The 21,162-nt window shown below is 75.4% G+C and carries 7 protein-coding genes; all 7 read right to left on the bottom strand.

What is annotated here, in order from left to right; genetic code table 11:
- Position 1 precedes the first annotated feature (1 nt).
- The 7 genes from ACZ7DY_RS09300 to ACZ7DY_RS09270 are packed head-to-tail and all read right to left on the bottom strand — an operon-like array spanning position 2 to position 21,114.
- A complete protein-coding gene (locus tag ACZ7DY_RS09300) occupies positions 2-2,296 on the bottom strand; it encodes a beta-ketoacyl synthase N-terminal-like domain-containing protein (protein WP_471132038.1) in 2,295 nt (764 codons plus the stop codon).
- The gene (locus ACZ7DY_RS09295; protein ID WP_471132036.1) at positions 2,293-5,994 is read right to left on the bottom strand and encodes a non-ribosomal peptide synthetase; all 3,702 of its coding nucleotides are present in this window, start codon (positions 5,992-5,994) and stop codon (positions 2,293-2,295) included. Before ACZ7DY_RS09295 ends, ACZ7DY_RS09300 begins: the two co-directional genes overlap by 4 nt.
- 5 nt (positions 5,995-5,999) lie before the next feature.
- The gene (locus ACZ7DY_RS09290; RefSeq protein WP_471132033.1) at positions 6,000-10,274 is read right to left on the bottom strand and encodes an amino acid adenylation domain-containing protein; all 4,275 of its coding nucleotides are present in this window, start codon (positions 10,272-10,274) and stop codon (positions 6,000-6,002) included.
- Positions 10,271-15,013: an amino acid adenylation domain-containing protein gene (locus ACZ7DY_RS09285; protein ID WP_471132031.1), complete on the bottom strand. Its 4,743-nt coding sequence runs from the start codon at positions 15,011-15,013 to the stop codon at positions 10,271-10,273. The genes ACZ7DY_RS09290 and ACZ7DY_RS09285 overlap by 4 nt, the downstream gene beginning before the upstream one ends.
- The gene (locus tag ACZ7DY_RS09280; RefSeq protein ID WP_471132028.1) at positions 15,010-16,095 is read right to left on the bottom strand and encodes a MupA/Atu3671 family FMN-dependent luciferase-like monooxygenase; all 1,086 of its coding nucleotides are present in this window, start codon (positions 16,093-16,095) and stop codon (positions 15,010-15,012) included. Before ACZ7DY_RS09280 ends, ACZ7DY_RS09285 begins: the two co-directional genes overlap by 4 nt.
- Positions 16,080-19,724 carry an amino acid adenylation domain-containing protein gene (locus tag ACZ7DY_RS09275; RefSeq protein ID WP_471132026.1) on the bottom strand — a complete coding sequence of 1,215 codons (3,645 nt, stop codon included), beginning with the start codon at positions 19,722-19,724 and terminating at the stop codon, positions 16,080-16,082. Before ACZ7DY_RS09275 ends, ACZ7DY_RS09280 begins: the two co-directional genes overlap by 16 nt.
- On the bottom strand, positions 19,717-21,114 hold the full coding sequence (locus ACZ7DY_RS09270; RefSeq protein WP_471132023.1) for an MFS transporter: 1,398 nt from the start codon (positions 21,112-21,114) through the stop codon (positions 19,717-19,719). Before ACZ7DY_RS09270 ends, ACZ7DY_RS09275 begins: the two co-directional genes overlap by 8 nt.
- Positions 21,115-21,162 lie beyond the last annotated feature (48 nt).

Below are 21,162 nucleotides of genomic sequence, written 5' to 3'. Positions count from 1 at the left end.
GTCACTCCGCCTCGAACTCCGACAGGAGCGCGTCGAGCGAGTCCTCCGCCGCGTCCGGCTCCTTCGCGCCGATGATGCGGTCGGCCAGTTCCCGCAGGGTCAGCTCCTCCAGGAACAGGGTGATCGGTACGTCGATGCCGAAGTCGTCCCTCAGCCTGCCGACCAGGTGGACGGCGGTCAGCGAGTCGCCGCCCGCGGCGAAGTAGGTCGTCTCCGGCGGGATGGTGCCGTCCGCGTTCAGGTCCAGGCCCAGTGCCTCCGCCAGGACCTCGGCGATCGCCCTGGGGAGGTTCTCGGTCTCCTCTGCCTTGGGGGAGGCATCGACGTCTGCAGCGATGTCGGTTGCGTTCCGCGTGAGCGTGGGCTCGGCGTGCTGCCTTGGCGTCAGAGTCAGTGCGCCGTAGCTGTCCCCCTCGAACGGGTACGTCGGCAGGCTCACCCTGCGGCCGGCTTCCGGGGCCTGGGGGCCTTCCGGCCACGTGACCGTGCCGCCCTTCAGCCATACGTCGCCGAGTTCGCGCAGCCCGTCAACCTCGGGGGCGGCAGCGGTGGCGTCCTCGTGGTTCGCGCGGCCCTCCGCCAGCGCGGTCAGGCGCTCCGCCGCCTCCGCCCGGTCCTTGGCCAGGACGTACGCGCGTACGTCCAGGGGGGTGCGGCCGGTGCGCAGCGTGTGTGCGACGTCGGCGAGGGACGGGGCGTCCGGTGCGCGCAGGGTCGCGGCGAGTCTGGCGGCCAGCGTGGTGAGGGCCGTCTCCGTGCGGGCAGAGAGGGGCAGGAGGTGGGTGCCTCCGGCGGGTGTGGCGGTGCCGCTGTGTGGCGTGCGGGGCGGGGCCTGTTCCACGACCACGTGGACGTTCGTGCCGCCTATGCCGAGCGAGCTCACGCCCGCGCGGCGCGGGGTTCCGGGCGGGCTCGGCCACTGCGCGGTGCGGTCCACGACCTCGAAAGGGGTGCTGTCCAGGGCGAGTTCGGGGTGCGGGCGGGTCACGTTGACCGTGGGTGCCAGCGTCCCGTGCTCCAGCATCAGCACCACCTTGATGAGCGACGCCACGCCCGCCGCCGCGTCCAGGTGGCCGATGTTGGACTTCACCGAGCCGATTCCTATACGGGAGGTTGGGTGCGGCGTGTCCGGGGTCGGGTGGGGGTGGGAGTGGGGTGTGAACGCCGCTTTTGCCGCCGCCAGTTCTACTCGGTCGCCCAGTTCCGTCGCCGTTCCGTGGGTCTCCAGGTACTGGGCCGCGGACGGTTCGAGGCCCGCCGCCGACCAGGCCTCGACCACGGCCGCCGTCTGCTGTTCCACGCCGGGCGCGGTGAAGCCGACCTTCGCCGAACCGTCGTTGGTCAGCGCGGTGCCGCGTACGACCGCGCGGATCGGGTCGCCGTCGGCGAGCGCGTCCGAGAGGCGGCGCAGGACGACGACGCCCACGCCGCTGCCGGGCACGGTGCCGCCCGCCTGTTCGTCGAAGGGCCGGCACCGGCCGTCCGCGGAGAAGATGCCGCCCTCGTAATGGACGTACCCCTGCCTGCGTACGGTGTCGACGCTGACGCCGCCCGCCAGCGCCATGTCGCACTCGCCGAGCAGCAGCGCCTGGGCGGCGAGGTGCACGGCCGTCAGCGAGGTCGAACAGGCCGTCTGCACGGTCATGCTCGGCCCTTCGAGGCCGAGGCGGTACGAGATCCAGGGGGCGAGGAACTCCCGGTCGGCGAGGATGCGGATCTGCAGCGCGCCGAGCTGGGCCGCGAGGCGGCGGTCGGTGTGGGCGGCCAGCATGTGCTCGGTCGGGCTGCCGCCGACGTACACGCCGGTGCGGGACGGCGCGGCGAGCGGGTCGTGGCCGGCGTCCTCCAGGGCGGCCCAGGCGGTCTCCAGGAGGAGCCGGTGCTGGGGGTCGAGCGCGGCGGCCTCCGTGCGGTTGAAGCCGAAGAGGCCGGCCTCGAAGCGGTCGGCGCCGGCGAGGTGGCCCCTGGCGGGCACGTACTCGGGGCCGCGAACTTCGGCCGGGTCCGCGCCGTCGGCCAGCAGCTCCTCTTCGGTGAAGTCGACGATGGAGCAGACGCCGTCGCGCAGGTTCGCCCAGTAGGCGTCCAGGTCGGGGGCGCCGGGGAACCGGCCGCTCATCCCGACGATCGCGATGGCGGACTCCAGGGCCGGGTCCAGCTCGGCGTCGGAGGCCGGGGAGAAGGGGGGCTCGGGGGCCCGGTGGGTCTCGGGGGCCCCGTCCGCGGTCGCCTCGGGCGTGGACGCGGCGGACGCGGCGGCGGTGTGCCGAGTGGCCGGCGTGGTGGGCTCGGTCATCGTGGCGTGCCTTTCCTGGAGCGGAGCCGTTGTGCGGCGGCGTTCTGGCGTGCGCGGCGGTCGTCGCCCCGGCGTTGTGCGTCGGAGGTGTCGACGACGGGTGTGCCGGAGGGGGCGTCGGCGGGGCCGCCGGAGGTCTCTGCGGCCCGGTCGATGTGTGCCGCGAGCGCGGCGACGGTGGGGAGGCGGAACAGGTCGACCAGCGAGAGGTCCGGCAGCCCGAAACCGTCGTCGTCGGTCCTGGGGGCCGGGCGATCTCCCACGGCTGCCTGCCCCCCGGAACCCGGCCGTTCCCCCGAGTACGCCTGCTCCCCGGAACCCGACCGCTCCCCCGAGCCCGCGTGCTCCGCCGGACCCGACCGCTCCCCCGTCCCCCCGGCCGACTCCCGCAGTGCGGTGAGTACTCCGAGCAAGCGGACCGAATTGCCGCCCAGGTCGAAGAAGTTGTCGTGGACGCCGACCCGGTCGAGGGTCAGTACGCGGGACCAGATGTCCGCCAGACGGCGTTCGGTGGCGGTGCGGGGCGCCACGTAGCTGCGGCCCGACTCCTGGCGCTCGCCCGGCGGTTCGGGCAGCCGGGCGCGGTCGATCTTGCCCGAGCGGTTGAGCGGGAGCTCGTCGAGGTGGACGTAGACCTCCGGCAGCATGTAGCCGGGGAGCCGCTCGGCGAGATGGGCGCGCAGGGACTCGTCGGAGGGTGTCGCGCCGTCCCGGTGCACGACGTACGCGACGAGCCGCTGTTCGGCGCCCTTGCCGCGTACGGCCGCCGCGGCGACCGCCACGTCCGGGGAGCCGGCCAACAGCGCCTCGATCTCGCCGAGTTCGATGCGGATGCCGCGCAGCTTGACCTGGGAGTCGGAGCGGCCGAGGTAGTGCAGGCGGCCCCGCGCGTCGATGCGGGCGAGGTCGCCGGTGCGGTACATGCGGGAGCCGGGCGGGCCGTACGGGTCGGCGACGAAGCGTTCGGCGGTCATGCCGGGCCGGTCGATGTAGCCGCGGGCCAGCGAGGCACCCCCGATGTAGACCTCGCCGGTGACGCCGGTCGGCACGGTGCGCAGCCGGTCGTCGAGGACGTGGACGCGTGCGCCGGGCACCGGGCGGCCGATCACCACGGGTTCGCCGGGGACGAGGTCGGCGGTGGTGGCGTAGACCGTCGCCTCGCTCGGGCCGTACGCGTTGAGGATCCTGCGGCCCGGCTCGCTCAGCCGCTCGACGAGTTCGGCGGGGCAGGCCTCGCCGCCGACGGCGAGCGTCCGCAGGTGGGGCAGGCGCCCGGTCACGTCGGGCAGCAGCATCGCGGCGGACGGCGGCAGGAAGACGTACGTGATGCGTGAGTCGCGCAGCCGGGCGTAGAGCGTCTCGCCGAGCCGTTCGTCGTCGCGCGCGATGTGCAGTTCGGCGCCGGCGACCCACGGGAAGAACAGGTCGGAGACGGCCACGTCGAAGCCGAACGAGACGAATTGCAGCACGCGGTCGTCGGCGGTGACGGGGAAGGCGGGGCGTACGGCCCGGGTCAGGTTGAGCAGCGCGCGGTGCTCGACGGCGACGCCCTTGGGCACGCCCGTGGAGCCGGAGGTGAACAGGACGTACGCGAGGTCCTGCGGAGACGGCCGACCGGCCGGCGGGACCGCTGCCCCGCCCCCCGGTTCCGCTTCTGCCCCGCCCACCGGCTCCGCGTCCGCCCGCACGCACCGTACGCCCAGCCCCGCCCCCTTGTCCGCCGTCTCCGCCGCCGTCACGAGCAGGGACGTACCGGACGTCTCGACCATGTGGGCGAGGCGCGCGTGCGGGTGGGCCTGGTCAAGGGGGACGTACGCACCGCCCGCGCGGAGCACCGCGAGCGCGGCGATGCCCATCTCCGGGGAGCGGGGCAGCAGCAGGCCGACCCGGACTCCGGGGCGTACTCCGGCCGCACGCAGCCGGGACGCCAACGCGTCGGCTGCGGCGAGGAGTTCGCGGTAGGTGAGCCGTACGTCTCCGCAGACGAGGGCGGTGGCGTCGGGGCGTGCCGCGGCGACGTCCGCGATGAGGTCGGGCACCAGGCGGTCCGTGGGTGCGGCCTCCGCGGTGCGGTCGGCGGCGGCGACGGCGCGGGCGCGCTCGTCGGCCGGTACGGGGTCGAGGGTGGAGAGCCGGGCGTCGGGGCGGGCGAGGGCCTCATCGAGGAGCGTCTCGAAGTTGCGCACCCAGCCGCGGACGGTGGCGGCCTCGAAGAGGTCACTGCGGTAGATGAACTGGGCGGCCAGCTCATCCCGGGCCCCGGCCCCGTCGCCCTCGGCGTCGCCTCCCCCGGTCCCGTCGCCCCACCGCTCGACGTGCAGGTGGAAGTCGAACTTCGCGGTGGGCAGGGCGAGTTCGAGGCGTTCGACGCGCGCGCCCGCCAGGTCGAGGGTGAGGTCCGTGTCGTCGTCGTAGGCGAAGACGAGCTGCACCACCGGGTCGTGACTGGTGTCGCGGGACGGGGCGACGGCGTCCACGACGGCCTCGAACGGCGCGTCCTGGTACGGCTGTCCGGCGAGCAGCGCGGCGCGGACGCGGCCGATCAGTTCGCCGTACGACGGGTCTCCGGAGAGGTCGACACGGAGGGCCAGGGTGTTGGTCAGCATGCCGACCATCTCCTGGAGTTCGGGACGGTCGCGTCCGGAGACGGGGTAGCCGATGACGAGGTCGTCGCGGCCGGTGAGCCGGCCGAGGAAGGCGGCGTACGCGGCGAACAGCGCCATGAACGGGGTGGCGGCGCGGTCCCGGGCGGCCGCGGCGAGGCGCGCGCGGACCGCGGCGGTCAGCAGGAAGCGTTCGCTGCCGCCCGCCGCCGAGCGGACGGCGGGACGCGGGCGGTCCGGCGGCGGCGAGACGACCTCGGGCGCCCCGCGCAGCCGGCCGGCCCAGTGGGCGACGGCGTCGGCGTAGCCGCCCTGGGCCCGGCGCTCGTGCTGCCAGGCGGCGAAGTCCGGGAACTGGAGGGGGAGTTCGGGGAGGAGGCCTTCGGCTCCCGCTGAGTCCGTCGATTCCGTCGAGTCCGTCGATCCTGTCGATTCCGTCGCGTACGCCGCGTACGCCGCGGAGAGGTCGCGCAGGATGACGCCGAGGGACCAGCCGTCGCAGATCAGGTGGTGGGCGACGAGCAGCACACGGTGGCTGCCGTCGTCGAGTGCGTACACCGTGCACCGCAGCAGCGGTCCGGCCGCCGGGTCGAAGGGCCGGGCGGCGTCGGCGCGCAGCCGCGCGTCGGCCTCGTGCGCGGCCACGTCCTTCTCGACGGTGAGGTGGGCGCGGCCGGTGGCGGCGACGATCTGCGTCTGCGTGCCGTCGGGCGCGGTGCGGAAGACGGTGCGCAGGGATTCGTGACGGGCGACCAGGGCGTCGAGCGCGTACGCGAACGCGCCGGCGTCGAAGGGGCCGTGCACGGCGAAGGCGGCCGGCACGTTGTACTGGGCGGTGCCGGGGTTCATCCGGTCGAGGACCAGGAGGCGGCTCTGGGCGTCGGAGACGGGGAACTCGTACTCCTCCGTGTCGTCCACGTCCCCCGCTCCCTGCACGTATTCCTCCACGGACTCCTTCACGTACTCCTTCGCGGACTCCTTCATGTCCCCCGCCCCCTCCACGTACTTCTCCGCGTCCTCGGCCGGGCCCGTCGTCCCGGGGCCCGTCGCCCCGGGGCCCGTCGGGTCCGCGTCCACCGGGCTCGCTGCGTCCACTGGGTTCACTCTCCCTGGAGGGTCTGTTCGATGACCGCGGCGATCCGGGCCGCGGGTGCCGCGTCGAGCACCTCGGCGTGGGCGCACGCGAGTTCGTGCGTGGTGACCGCGGCCGCGGCCCGCCGCCACGCCTCGGTCTTGGTCGCGGTGGGGATGGCCTCGGGGTCGCGGGTGGCGGCGAAGAGGGTCACGGTCCCGTCGTACGGGGACGGCTGCCAGGCGCGGCCCAGGACGACGTGTCCGGCAATGGCCCGGGGCAGGGCGGCCAGCCGGTCGTCGCCGATGCCGTCGAGGGCGGCGCCCTCCTCCCGCATGATGCGGCGGGCCTCCTCCTCGACGACGGGGGCCGGGAGCGGCGTGCGGGCCGTCTCCGGCGGTTTGGGCATGGCGTCGACCACGGCGAGCAGCGCGACCTCTTCGCCGGCCGCGCGCAGCCGTACCGCCATCTCGTGGGCGACGGGCCCGCCGAAGGACCTGCCGAGCAGGAGGTAGGGGCCGTGCGGCCGGACGGTCCGGACACGGTCGACGTACGCGTCCGCCAGCGCGGCCACGCTGTCGTAGGGCCGGTGGTCCTTCTCGGTCAGGGCCGGTGTCTGCAGGGCGTACACGGGGCGGTCGGGGTCCAGGTGGGGCAGCAGGGCGGTGTAGGCCCAGCTCACGCCGAGGCCCGGGTGCACGCAGAAGAGGGGGGTCCCCTCGCCCGCCGCGCGCAGGGTGATCAGCGGGGCCAGGCTGTCGGCGGTGTCCGGGTCTTCCGGCCCGTCGAGGCGGGCGATGAGGGCGGCGGGGGTCGGCGCCGCGAAGAGGGTGGCGACCGGTACCCGTACGCCCCAGGCCGCCTCGATGCGGCCGGCGAGGCGCAGCGCGCTCAGCGAGTGGCCGCCGGCCGCGAAGAAGTCGGTGTCGGGGCCGGCCTCGGCGATACCGAGCGCCTCACCGAAGAGCGCGCACAGCTCCTTCTCGCGGCCGGTGCGGGGCTCGCGCGAGGGGGCCGGGGCGGCGACGGGGTCGGGCAGGGCGGCCCGGTCGGTCTTGCCGTGCGGGGTCAACGGCACGGCGTCGATCCGGGCCCAGGCGGTGGGCAGGAGATGCCGGGGCAGAAGCCGGGCGGCGGCGTGCCGGACACGCTCCAGGGGGTCGGGGGCGTGGGTGGGTGCGGCGGGGCCGTTTTCGGGGGCGGCCGGGCCGTGGGCGTGTGCGGCGGAGCCCACCCCGGGTGCGGCCGGGCCACCGTGATGTGCAGCGGAGCCGTGGCCGTGCGCGGCGCGGCCGATACCGGGCGCGCCTGGGCCGCCCCCATGTGCGGCCGGGCCGTCCCCGTGTGCGGCGGAGTTGTCGTCGGTGAGGACCAGCCATGCCGCTAGTCGTTTGCCGCCGTTCGGGGCGGGGACGGCCGCTACGACCGCGCGGGTCACTCCGGGGCAGCCGGCCAGCGCCGCCTCGACCTCGGCCGGTTCGATGCGGAAGCCCCGGATCTTCAGCTGGTCGTCGGCGCGGCCCGCGAAGGCGAGGGCGCCCGAACGGGTCCAGCGGGCGAGGTCGCCGGTGCGGTACATGCGGGTGCCGGGCGGTCCGTACGGGTCGGCGACGAACCGTACGGCGGTGGCGCCGGGCCGGGCGAGGTAGCCGTGGGCGAGGCCCGCTCCGGCGATGTAGACCTCCCCGGTGCAGCCGTCCGGTACGAGGCGCAGGCGGGCGTCGAGCAGGTGGACGCGGGTGCCGTCGAGGGGGTGGCCGATCGGGACCGGGCCGGCCTGGGCCGATCCCGTGACGGGGTGGGCCGTGGCGAACACCGTCGTCTCGGTGGGGCCGTAGCCGTTCACGACGGTGGTACCCGGGCAGTGTGCGCGTACGCGGCGTACCGCCTCCGGGTCCACGACGTCACCCCCGGTCCACACCTCCCGCGCGCCGCGCAGTGCCTCGGGTGCCAGTTCGGCGACCGTGCGGAACAGTTCGGCGGTGAGCCAGAGCGCGGTGACGCGTCGCTCGGGCAGCAGCCGCGCCAACAGGGCGGGCGTGACCGGCTCGTCGGGGCAGACGACCACGGTGCCGCCGGTCAGGAGCGGCACCCACACCTCGTAGGTGGCGGCGTCGAAGGTGTGCGGGCTGTGCAGCAGCACGCGGCGGTGTGCCGTACCGGCGAAGCGGTGGTCGGCGGCGAGTTCGACGATGGCCCGCTGCGGTACGGCGACGCCCTTGGGCTCCCCGCTCGACCCGGACGTGTACATCACGCAGGCGGTTGATTCGGGGTGCGCGGGGTCGCGGAAGGGCGCGGCTTCCGGGGACGTGCCGCTTACCGTCAACCACCTCATGGACGCGGCGAGTTGGGCGGGCGGGCCGTCGTCCGTCAGGACCAGTCGCACGGCCGCCTGTGCCGTGAGCCGGGTCAGCCGCTCCCCCGGCTGTCCCGGGTCCAGGGGCAGCCAGCAGGCGCCCGCCTTGACCACCGCCAGCTGGGCGACGATCAGGGACGGCGACCGGCGGAGCAGCAGGGCGACGGTGTCGCCCGGGGCCACCCCGGCCGCGACGAGGCGTCGGGCGAGGCGGCCGGATTCCGCGTCCAGTCGCGCGTACGTGAGGACGTCGCCGTCGGACTCAACGGCGGGGGCATCGGGCGTCCGAGCGACCTGGGCGGCGAAACGGGCCGTGAGGGTGGCGGGGGCCGGGGTGGGATCGGTGGCCGAGGCCGGTCCCATCACCGAGGCCGGGTCAGCCGCCGTGGCCGGTTCGGTCGCCGACGTCGGAGCGCTCCCCTCGGCCGCCCGCCCGTCGTGCGGCGTCCCCGCCGCCCTGGCCAGTAGTTCCCGGTGCTCCGCCTCGGGGAGTACGTCGATCCTGTCGACCGGGGTTGCCGGGTCACCGGTGAGCTGGTCGAGGGCTCGGGCCATGCGGGCCGCTACGGCCGCCGCGGGGATGCCGTGGCGACAGCTCACCGCGAGGAGCATGCGCTCGCCCGCGACGACGGCGAGCGTCACGGGATAGTGCGTGGCGTCGTGGACGTCGACCACGCGCACCGTCTCCGGGCCGTCCCCGGCGTCCTCCGCGCCCCGCGGGAAGTTCTCGAACGCGAGGACGGAGTCGAAGAGTTCGCCGTTCGCCGGTCCGGCGGCCGCCGGTCCGGCGGCCGCCCGCTGCACCTCCGCGAGCCGCACGTGGTGGTGGGTGACGAGCCGCGCCTGCTCGCCCTGGACGCGGGTGAGCAGTTCGCCGACGGTCTCCCCGTCCCGCAGCCGGATCCGGACCGGCAGCGTGTTGATGAACAGGCCGACCATCTCGCCCGCCCCCGGCAGGTCGTGCGGGCGGCCCGACACGACGCCGCCGAAGACCACGTCGCGGGCGCCGGTCATCCGGGCGAGCACCAGGGCCCAGGCGGCCTGGGTGAGGGTGTTGAGGGTGACACCCGTCTCCGCGGCGCGCCGCACGAGGGCGGCGGTCAGCTCCGCGGTGAGCCGGAGCCGGACCGTGTCGGGCTCCCCGTCGGCGCTTCCCCTCGCGCCGTTCGGCCCGCCAGGCGGTACGAGACCATCACCCGGCGGTACGAGAGCATCGCCCGCCGGTACGAAAGCCCCGCCCGTCGGCACGAGAGCCGCACCCGCCGGCACGAGACCCTCACCCTCCGGCACGAGCGCCTCGCCCACCGGCACGAGACCCTCACCCGCCGGTACCAGCGGCACCGTGCGCTCCAGGCCCTCGAGTGCCTCGCGCCACGCCCGGAGGGCCCCGTCCCGGTCCTGGCGGCTCAGCCACTGGGCGTACTGCCGGTAGGGCACGGCGGGCGGCAGGCTCGCGCCGGTGACGAGTGCCGCGAGGTCCCGCTGGAGGACCGGGACGGACCAGCCGTCGAGCAGGATGTGGTGGAAGGAGAGGACGAGTTCGTGGCCCGCGTCGTGGCGAACGAGCGCGGCGCGCAGCAGCGGCGGGCGGGCCGGGTCGAAGCGGCGCGTGCGGTCCTCGGCGAGCAGCTCCGCCATGCCGGTCTCGACCTCCGCCGGGGGGCGGCCGGTCAGGTCGGTCTCGGTCCACGGCACGGTGACGGCGTGCGGGATCACCTGCACGGGACGGTCGAGGCGTTCGTGCCGGAAGCAGGCGCGCAGGTTGGGGTGGCGTTCGAGGAGGGCGTTGAGGGCACCCCGTACGCGTTCCGCGGTGACGGCGGGGCCGATGTGGAAGCGGGCCTGGACCAGGTACGGGTCGGGGCCCGTGCCGTCGCGCACCGTGTGGAAGAGCAGGCCCTCCTGGACGGGGGTGAGCGGCAGGACGTCCGCGATGCGGCCGCTCATCGGGCGTCCTCCGTCCCGGTGTCCCCGCCGAGGAGTCCGGCCATGTCACCTTCGAGCATGGCCAGTTGGTCGGCGGAGAGGTCCACGAGCGGGAAGTCGGACGGGGTCGCGCCGACGGGGCCGCCGCGCTCCGTCTCGCGCACCAGCGCGTCGAGCGCCTCCTGCCAGAGCCGGGCGAGTTCGCGCACCTCGCCCTCCTCCAGGACCCCTTCGGCGTACGAGAAGGTGGCTTCCAGGCGTGGCCGCCCTTCGGCGTCCTGCCGGGCGAGGGCGTCGATCTCGACGGCGTGGCCGAGGGGGACGGCTCCCGGTCCGCCGTCGAGGAGTTCGCCGCCGGCCGCGTCGTCGGCGGTGAACCTGCCGAGGTAGTTGAACCGGACGTCGGGGGCGGGCAGCCCGGCGAGGCGGGGGGCGGTCGCCGGGTTGAGGTGGCGCAGGAGGCCCCAGCCGATGCCGCCGCCGGGCACGGCCCGCAGCTGTTCCTTCACGGACTTCAGCGCCTCGCCGGTCACGGTGGCCCCGGACGCCCCGGGCTCCCCGTTCTCTCCTCTCTTCCCCCCCTCCCCGATGTCGAGCAGTACGGGGTACTGGGTGGTGAACCAGCCGACCGTGCGGGACACGTCCGCGGGGCGGGACAGCGCCTCCCGGCCGTGGCCCTCCAGGTGGACGAGGAGTGCGCCGCCCGAGCCCCGGCGGCGGGCGGCCGCGGCGGTCAGGGCGGTGAGCAGGACCGCGTCGGGGCCGCAGTTGTAGGCGGCGGGCAGCGTGGTGAGCGCGGCCGTGGTGAGGTCGGCGGGCAGGGTGACGGTGACGGTCGCCCGCCGCGCGCCCGCGCCCCGCCCGCCGGCGATCTGCACGTCCGCCGCAACCGCGTGCGTCAACTGGCGCTCCCAGTAAGGCAGTTCGGCCTCGGCCTCCGGGCGTACGGCTTCCTCGGCGAGCAGTTCGGCCCAGCGGGGGAAGGAGGTGCCGGGGGCCGTCGGCGCGGGTCCCGCGGGCTCCCCCGTCAGGGCGGCCGCCAGCTCGGGGCCGATGATCCGCCAGGAGACGCCGTCGACCGCGAGGTGGTGCAGGGTCAGGAGCAGCAGGCCCGCCTCCCGTGGTCCCGCGTCGAACCAGACGGCGCGCATCATCTCGCCGTCCTCCGGGGCGAGGCGGATCGCCGCGGCCCGCCCGCGCGCCAGGGCGAGGGCGTCGGCGCCGCTCTCCACGGTCTCGCGCACGAGGTGGGCGCCGGCCGGGAGCTCCTCGGCGACCTCGGCCGCCGACTCGTCCCGCAGCAGCCGCATCCGCAGGGTGCCGTGTCGTTCGGCCAGGCCCAGGATGGCGCTCTCGACGCGGTGCGGGTCCGTGCCGGGCGGTACGGGGAAGACCATTGACTGGGTGAACGCCCAGGTGTCGCCGCCCTGTTCGAGCCACCAGCGCATCACCGGGGTGAGCGGGAACCGTCCCGTGCCGTCGTCGGGTCCGCCCGCGTCCACGGCGCTCTCGTCGACCGTGCGGGCGTGGAGGGCGAGTTGGGCGGGCGTCCGGAGCGTGAACACGTCGCGCGGGGCCACCACGAGACCGGCGGCCGACGCCTGGCCGGCCAGCTGGATGGCCATGATGCTGTCGCCGCCGAGGCGGAAGAAGTCGTCGTCGGCTCCGGCCTGTTCGACGCCGAGGATCCGCGTGAAGAGCGCGCACAGCTCCTTCTCGGCGGCGGAGGCGGGCGCCCGGGTCGCCGTCGCGGTCCGGGGCGCGGGCAGCGCGGCGCGGTCGAGCTTTCCGCTGTGGGTGAGCGGGAGTTCGGGCAGCTCCACGACGTCGGCGGGCACCATGTGGGCGGGCAGCCGGGTCGCGGCGTACGCGAGGAGCTCGTTCGGGTCGACGGCGCGGCCGGGGCCCGGTACCGCGTAGCCGATCAGCTGGGGCCGGCCCGCGGTGTCCTCGCGGACGACCGCGGCGGCGTGGGCGACCGCCGGATGATCGGCGAGGACGGCCGCGATCTCGCCGGGCTCGATGCGCAGCCCGCGCAGTTTCACCTGCTCGTCGGTGCGGCCCAGGTAGTGCAGGGTGCCGTCGTCGTCGCGGTGCACCAGGTCGCCGGTGCGGTACATGCGGGAGCCGGGCGGGCCGTACGGGTCGGCGACGAAGCGTTCGGCGGTGGCGCCGGGCCGGTTCAGGTAGCCGCGGGCGAGGCCCGCCGACGACAGGTACAGCTCGCCCGCGACCCCGGTGGGCACCGGGCGCAGCCGGGCGTCCAGGACGTGGGCCGTGGTGCCCGCGACGGGGGTGCCGATGGGCGGGGCCGTGCCGTCGCCGGTCAGCGGCGCGGAGAGGGTGGCGGCGACGGTGGCCTCGGTGGGCCCGTACGCGTTGTGGAAGCGGCGCCCGTCGACGGCCCAGCGGGCGACCAGGGCGGGCGGGCAGGCCTCCGCGCCGACCGCGAGGACGCGCAGCGCCGGGTAGGGGCCATCGGGCACGGTGGCGAGGACGGACGGCGGCACCATCGCGCAGGAGATCCGCCGCTCGGTGAGGACCCGGCCTAGCGCGTCGCCGGCGAGCGGGCCCGGCGGGGGTACGACCAGGGTGCCGCCGGGGCCGAAGGCCATGCACATCTCGGCGACCGAGATGTCGAACGCCGGTGAACCGAGCTGCAGGACACGGCAGTCGGCTTCGAGCGCGAAGCGGTCGGCGAGGCTGCGGGCGAGCGCGGCGACGCCCTGGTGGGTGACCACGACGCCCTTGGGGGTGCCGGTGGAGCCGGAGGTGTGGATGACGTAGGCGGCGTGCGCCGGGTCCGGGGCCGGGAGGCCGTCCGCCGCGGGCGGGAGCTCGCCCTCGTACGTCTCGCCGCACACGTCGTCGTCGAGGACGAGCCGCGGCAGGGCCGCCCCTGCCGGGTCGGGCAGTACGCCGGCGGCGGCCGTGCGCGCGTCGGTGACGAGCAGCGCGGGGGCGGCGTCGTCGAGGGTGCGGCGGACGCGTTCGGCGGGGTAGTCGGGGTCGACGGGCAGATAGGCGGCGCCCGCCCGCTGCACGGCGAGGGCGGCCAGGGGCAGGGCGGCACCCCGCCCGAGCGCGAGGGCGACGGTGCTGCCGGGGACCGCGCCGTGCCGGGCGAGAAGGCCGGCGAGGCGGTCGACGCGTTCGGACAGCGCGGCGTACGTCAGGCGCACGCCGTCGCCCTCGACGGCGACCGCGTCGGGGGTGCGGGCGGCGTGCCGGGCCACCGTGTCCGGCAGGGTCTCGGGGGCTGGCGCGGCGGGGCCGGCCGCCAGGGCGAGGACGCGGCGGCGCTCGGCGGCGGGCAGCATGTCGAGCTCCCGTACGAGCCGGGTCGGTTCCGCGGTGATCTGCCGGAGCAGTTCGAGGTAGCTGTCGGCCCAGCGGCGCACGGCCTGCGGGGAGAACAGGTCGGTGCGGATCTCGAAGCTGCCGTCCATGCCGTCGCCGCTGTCCCGCACCACGCCGACGAGGTCGTGCTCGCCCCCGGTGTGGATGCGTTCGGGCTCGGCGAACTCGCGTACGGCGGAGACGCTCGGCTGCTCCGTGAGGTGCATGAACACCCACTGGAAGAGCGGGGAGCGGCCCGCGCTGCGCTCCGGCGCGACGGCGGAGACGATGCGGCCCACCGGCAGGTCGGCGTGGGCCATCAGCGCGGCGAAGTCCGTGCCGAAGCGGGCGAGGACGTCGGCGAAGGAGTCGTCGTCGGCGATGCGCCAGCGGGTCGGCACCGCGTTCATCACGTACCCGATGACCTGGTCGAGGCCCTTGGCGGAGCGGTTGGCGACCGGGGTGCCGAGCACCAGGTCGTCGGCGCCGGTGACGCGGTGGGCGAGGATCGCGAAGGCGGTCATGAGGACGACGTACACGGAGGCGCCGCGGGCTCGGGCCAGCGCGCGCACGGCCTCGGCGGTGTCCGCGTCGACGCGGAAGCGGATCTGGACGATGCCGTCCTCGCCCGCTCCGGGGCTGCCGTGGCCGGGCACGGTCAGCGGGCCGGGCGGTCCGGCGAGGTAGCGGCGCCAGAAGTCGAGGCGGGCGTCGAAGACCCCGGCGGCCTCCAGCTCGCCCTGCCAGGCGGCGAAGTCGGCGTACTGGATCGCGGGGCGGCTCAGCCGGGGTTCGGTGCCGTCGCGGACCGCGCGGTACGCCTCGGCGAACTCCGTCTGCAGGACGTCGAAGGACCACCAGTCGGTGATGATGTGGTGCAGGCTCAGCATCAGCGTCGCGCGGTGCTCGTCGACGCGTACGAAACGGCCGCGGATCAGGCGGTCGGTGCCGAGGTCGAAGGGGCGGCGGCGGAAGGCGCGGAACGCCTCCTCGATGCCGGTGCCCGTGCCGCGCAGGTCGTCGCGTTCCAGGACGAAGGGGCCCTCGTCGGGGAAGTCGACGCGCAGGTCGTCGGCGGTGCCGGTGATCCGGGTGCGCAGGATGTCGTGGTGGCGCTGGATGAGGGTGAGCGCGGACTCCAGGTGGGCCGGGTCGACGGGCCCGTCGGAGCCGGGCGGCTCGTCGAAGTGGTAGGCGCAGCAGAGGTTGAGGGCCGGGGTGCCGGGATACAGCGACTCGTACACCCACAGGTCGCGCTGGGCGGAGCTGAGCCGCACGGGCGCGGCGGGGTCCCTGGGCGGTACGGCGGCGGGGATCTCGCGGGCGCGGCCGGCCTCGACGAGGCGGCGCATGAGCCGGATGCGCTGTTCGCCGCCGAGGGCGCTGAACCGGTCGGCCAGGGAGGGGTTCTTCGGGGTCACAGGGCGGCTTCTCTCAGTTCTGCGAGTCGGTGCAGTCCGGCGAGGACCTCGTCCCGTCCGATGCCGAAGTCGATGAAGCAGGCCACTTCGTCGCAGCCCAGGTCGCGCAGGTCGGCGAGCATCTTGGCGCAGGTGCCGGGCGAGCCGAGCAGGCTGCCCCAGGTCAGGTAGCGCTGGAAGGCGAACTCGGCGAGCAGGGCGGTCTGTTCGTCGGTCAGCGGCTCGCCGTCGGGGCCGCCCGCGGCGCGGTTGGCGGCGGTCTGGCGCAGGTACGAGGCGAGGTAGGTCTTGAGGGGCGCGGCGGCGAGGCGGCGCACCTCGGCGTCGTCGGCGCCGACGTAGGTGTGCGCCATGAGCGTCACGCGGCCGCGGGCGTCGGTGCCCGCCTGGTCGGGGGCGGCGGCGCAGGCGGCACGGTAGCGGGTGATCTTCTCGGCGAGTTCGTCCCTGCTCTGTCCGACGGTCGCACCGAGCACGCCGGCGCGCAGCTGTCCGGCCGCCTCCCACGTCCGCGGATTGCCGGAGGTGGTGACCCACAGCGGCAACTCGCTTTGTACGGGTCGAGGTTGCGGGACGACGCTGACGGGGCGGCCGGTGCCGTCGGGGTACCGGCCCGCTTCGCCCGCCCAGAGCCGCCGCAGTTCGGGGATGGTCCGCAGGGTGCGTTCCCTGCGGTCGTCGTAGTGGTCCGGGGCGAGCGCGAAGTCGGCGGAGTGCCAGCCGGTGGCGACGGAGAGGCCGACCCGGCCGTGCGAGAGGTTGTCGACGACCGCCCAGTCCTCCACGACCTTCAGCGGGTGGTGCAGGGGCAGGACGACGCTGCCCGCGCGGATGCCGATGCGCTCGGTGGCGACGGCGAGCGCCGCGCTGAGCACGGGAGGGCTGGGGAAGACCTGGCCCACCTGCTGGAAGTGGCGTTCGGGGGTCCACACGGCGTGGAAGCCGAGCCGGTCGGCGGTACGGGCGATGGTGAGGATGTCGTCGTAGGTGTCCGCGTGGCGGCTGCCGGGGCCAGCGGTGTCGCCGGTCCCCCGCGCGGGGGCGGCGCTGTCCGCGCCGAAGAACATCACGCTGAGGTCCACGGCTCCTCCTCCTGTTTCCTGCCGATTCGGCTCTGCTGGTTCTGCTGGCGGGGCACGCGCGGCCGCCGCGGGATGGGGGCCGGGGCGGGCCCGGCCCGGTCGGGGGTGCGCGCCAGTTCGGCGGCGAGGCCGGCGACGGTGGGCGCGGCGAAGAGCTGTGCGGCGGTCACGGGCCGGGTGTCGGTGGTGAGGCGGGCGGCGACCCGGACGGCGCGCAGCGAGTTGCCGCCGAGGGCGAAGAAGTCGTCGTGGCGCCCGATGCCGGGGCCCTCTCCGGTCGTGGCGGCGGTGGGGCCGAGCACGTCGCGCCAGACGGCGGCGATCTGCCGTTCCAGCGCGGTGGCGGGCGCCTCGCCGTCGCCTGCCGCGCCGTGTGTGCCGGGCGCGGTGGTCCTGTCCCGCTCGTCGGCGGTGCGCGGCGGGCCGGTGGCGACGAGTGCGGAGACCGGGGTGTCCGGGGCGGCGGCGGCCTTCTCCAGGGCCTGGGGCAGGGCGTCCGCGAGCCACGTCACGAAGCCCTCTTCCAGGGAGTCCGCGCGGTACTCGAAGGTGAGGGTCAGCCCTTCCGGTGTGCCGCCGGGGCCTGTGGCGCCGGTGACGTCCACGAGCAGTTCGAAGCGGGCGGCGCCGGTGCGGACGATCTCCACGCCCCGGTCGGCTCCGGGCAGGGCGACCTCGGCGCGGGCGTTGTTCTGCAGGGCGAGGACGACGTCGGTGAAGGGCTGCCTGCCGGGCATTCGTACGGGGTTGAGCTCGCCCACCACCTGCTCGAACGGCACGTCTTGGTGGGCGAAGGCGCCGAGGTCGGCGTCCCGGGTGCGGGCGAGGAGCTGCGCGGCGCTCGGGTCGCCCGAGACGTCGGTGCGCAGGACGAGCATGTTCACGAAGAACCCGACGACGTCCTCGACCCCGTCGTCGCCCGCGCGCGCGGCGACCGGCGCGCCGATCGCGAGGTCGGGCCCTGCGCCCGCCCGCACGAGGAGCGCGGCGAGCGCGGTGTGCAGGGCCATGAAGAGCGTGGCGCCCCGGGCGCGGGCGGCGGCCACGACGCGGGCGTGCGTGGCGGCGTCGACGTGCCGCACGACGGTCGCGGCGGCCGGGCCCGGCACAGCGGGCCGCTCCGGGCGCCTGGGCAGCAGCGGCCCGGCGCTGTCGAGACCGGCCAGTTCCTTGCGCCAGTACGTGAGTTGGCGGGCTGCGAGAGACTCGGGGTCGTCGGTCCCGCCGAGCCGGGCGGCCCGGTGGCGGGCGTGCTCGGCGTAGGAGAGGGCGAGGGGCGGCAGGACGGGCGCCGGGCCGGCTCCGCCCGGCGGCTCCCCCGTCCTGGCGGCGTAGGCGCGGGACAGGTCGCGGAAGAGCGGGGCGAGGGACCAGCCGTCGCCGGCGATGTGGTGGACCAGGACGAGCAGCGCGTGTTCGCCGGGGCGTTCGCGGAGGCTGAACAGCGTGGCGCGGACCGGGAGTTCGGCGCGCAGGTCGAAGGGGTGGCGGGCCGCCTCGTCGATCGCGGCGGCCAGGTCGCCCTCGCCCAGCGTGCGGTGGCGGAACGGCGGGTGGGCGTCGACCCCGCTCAGCACGCGGCGCGCCGGTGCGCCGTCCACCTCGTCGAAGAGGGTGCGGAGCACCTCGTGGCGGGCGACGACGTCCCCGAGGGCATCCGCGAGCGCGTCCGGGTCGACCGCGCCGCGCAGCCGTACCAGCATCGGCAGGTTGTACGCGACGCCGGAGCCGAGCCGGTCGAGGAACCACAGCCGGTGCTGGGCGTCCGAGACGGGCAGCGGGTCCGGGGCGGGGCCGGTGCCCGGGGCGGTCACGGAGACGGTGGCCTGGGCGGGCCGGGCCGTACGGGAGGCCGCCGCCCTGTCGACGTGCGGCGCGAGCCGGGCCGGGGTGGGCGCGGCGAAGAGGGTCCGCAGGTCGAGTTCGGCGCCCAGCGTCGCGTGCACGCGCCCGAGGACCCGCGCCGCCAGCAGGGAGTGACCGCCGAGCGCGAAGAAGTCGTCGTGCGCGCCGACCTCGCGGACCCCGAGCACACCCGCGAAGAGCGCGCAGAGCGCCCCTACGGTCTCGTCGGCCGGCTCCTCGGCCGCGCCGCTCCCGGCGCCGCGCGCCGTGCCGCCCGGTCCGCCGGTCGCGTCCGCGGGGGCGGGCAGCGCCGCCCTGTCCAGTTTTCCGCTGGCCGTCAGCGGCAGCTCGGCAAGTGGTACGAAGGCGGCGGGCACCAGGAAGTCAGCGAGCAGGCGCGTGGCGTGGGCCCGCAACTCGCTTTCGACAGGCGGCTGTTCGTGGCCCGTTGCGGGTACGACGTAGGCGATGAGCCGGCGTTCGCCGTCCGGCCCCGCGGGGGTGGCGACGACGGCCGCCCGGTCGACCCCGGGGTGGCGGGCCAGCACGTTCTCGACCTCGCCCGGCTCCACCCGGAAGCCGCGGATCTTCACCTGGCCGTCCGCGCGCCCCCGGTACTCGAAGGTGCCGTCGGGCCGCCGCACCACCAGGTCGCCGGTGCGGTACATGCGGGAGCCGGGCGGCCCGAACGGGTCGGCCACGAACCGCTCCGCCGTGAGCCCCGGCGCGCAGTAGCCGCGCGCGACGCCTTCCCCGGCGGCGTACAGTTCGCCAATCCCGCCGTCCGGGACGGGCGCGAGGCGCTCGTCGAGGACGTACAGCCGCTTGCCGCGCAGCGGGCGGCCGACCGGCACGGGGCGCCCGTCGCGGACGTCGGACGGCGCGATGGGGTGCACGGTGAGGAAGACCATGCATTCGACGGGTCCGTAGCCGTTGGTGAGCCGCAGCGCGGGCTGCCGCTCGAGGGCGCGGGCCACGTGCGGCGGCGACAACGCCTCGCCGCCGACGATGAGTTCGCGCAGACCCGACAGGGCGCGCGGGTACTCGTCGACGATCACGTTGAAGAGCGACCCGGACAGGTACATGGACGTGACGCCGTGCGCGGCGACGAGCCGCGCGATGACCACCGGGTCGGGCCAGCCGCCCGGGTGCAGCACACAGGTGCCGCCGCCCGTCAGCGGCCCCCACAGCTCCAGCGCGAAGGCGTCCCAGGAGACCGGTGCGCACTGCAGCCACACCGCGCCGGGCCCGAAGGAGGCGAAGTCCTGGCCGGTCAGGGTGGCGGCGACGGCGCGGTGCGGGGCGACGATGCCCTTGGGCCTGCCGGTGGAGCCGGACGTGAACATCACGCACGCGGTGTCGTCGGGCCGCACCCGCACCGACCCGCGCGCCAACGGCCGTGCCTGCGCGGCGTCCTCGGGGTGCAGGACCGCGGGGACGGCCGAGCGCAGGGGCTCCGGTACCGCGTCGTCCCGCCGGGACAGGAGGACGGCGACGGCCGCGTCCGCCGCCATGCCGCGCAGCCGTTCGGCGGGGAAGCCGGGGTCGAGCATCACATAGCCGGCGCCGGCCTTCAGCGTGCCGAGGACCGCGACGGCCAGTTCGGCGGTGCGCTCCAGGTGGACGCCGACGGTGTCGCCGCGCGTCACGCCGCGTGCCGCGAGCAGGCCCGCCAACCGGTCGGCGCGCGCCTCGAGTTCGGCGTAGCTCAGCCGTTCGCCGGCGTGGATGAGGGCCGTCGCGTCGGGGGCGCGGGACGCCTGCTCCTCGAACAGCTCATGCACGCACCGCGTCATCCTTCTCACCGCCCCCGTCCTCGGTGCGGGACGCCGCCACGGCGCCGGGGGCCGCCTTACCGGTCTCCGGTCCAGGGTCCGGCTCGGTCTCCGGTTCCGGGTCCGGCTCGATGTCCGGCAGGAGGGTGTCCATGTGCCGGATGGAGCGGCTCGCCAGGCCCCAGAGGGCGACCGCGACGCCCGCGACCCCGGCGAGGAAGAGCATCCCCGCCATGCCGCTGCCGGGCTCGTCGCCGAGGAGCGGGCCGAGGAGGACGAAGACACCGCTGCCATCGGCGGCCTGCGGCTCGAAGACGCCGTCGGCGAGCGGTCCGGAGAACGCCATGGCCAGCGGGCCGGAGATCTGGGACAGGAACATCACCGCGCCGAAGACCCGGCCCTGCCACTCCTGGGGAACCTTGGTCTGCACGATCGCCTGCATGGAGGCGTTGACGACCGTCATCAGCAGCGCGCCGACCAGCATGGCCGCGCACCAGCCGACGGCCCCGCCAACCAGGGACATGCCGATCTGCGCGGACAGGCACATGCCGAGGATGCCGAGCATCATGCCGCGGCCGCGGTTCTTCGGCCCGCCCCAGGCGGCCATCAGCAGGCCGCCGACGACTCCGCCGACGCCGATCGCGCTGTTCACCGCGGCGAGCGTGCCGTTGCCCGACTTGATCAGGACCATGGGCTGAACGACGGCGAAGCCGAAGACCATGACGAGGTTGACCACGCAGAAGTTCACGGTCATGTCGCGCAGGCTCGCCTGCCGGAAGAGGTAGCGCATGCCCTCGACGGCCTCGGCGGTGAGCTTGGTGCGCGGGGCGCCGGCCCCCTCGGGGACCTTATCGTTCCGCATCCGCACGATGCGGATGCCGATCAGCGCGAAGGCGTAGCTGGCGAGGTCGACGACGAGGATGGCGCCGATGCCGGACAGGGCGATCATGATGCCGCCGAGCGCCGGGCCGCAGATGCCCGCGGCGCTCCGGGCACCCGCCAACAGGCCGTTGGCGCGGCCCAGTTGGTCCTTGCGCACCAGCAGCGGCACGGCGGCGGTGAGCGCGGGGAGCTGGAAGGCGGCGCTGATGCCGAGCAGCACGGTGGCGGGATAGACCTGCCAGGGCTCCAGGCCGCCGCCGAAGAAGTGCACAAGGGTGAGCAGACCGACGGCCAGGATTCCGCCGGCGTCCGCGATCTGGAGCGCGGAACGTTTACGGATCCGGTCGATAATAGCGCCAGCAAATGGGCTGAAGAGCGCCTGCGGAAGCACGGCACAGAGGGACAGCGCGGTGACGGCCGAAGCCCGCTCCCCGGTGGACCACACCTCGATTATGAAAGCGAATCTCAGAACAGCGCTTCCGACCAGTGAGACGGCCTGTCCGGACCACACGAGCATCAACGGACCCGCGCCCGCGAAGCGCCCCGGCTGCCCCTTTCCCCCGCC

The sequence above is a fragment of the Streptomyces sp. NPDC037013 genome (assembly GCF_055607265.1).
The sequence above is the reverse complement of the archived record's forward strand: the minus strand, read 5'-3'. Positions and strand labels throughout refer to the sequence as shown.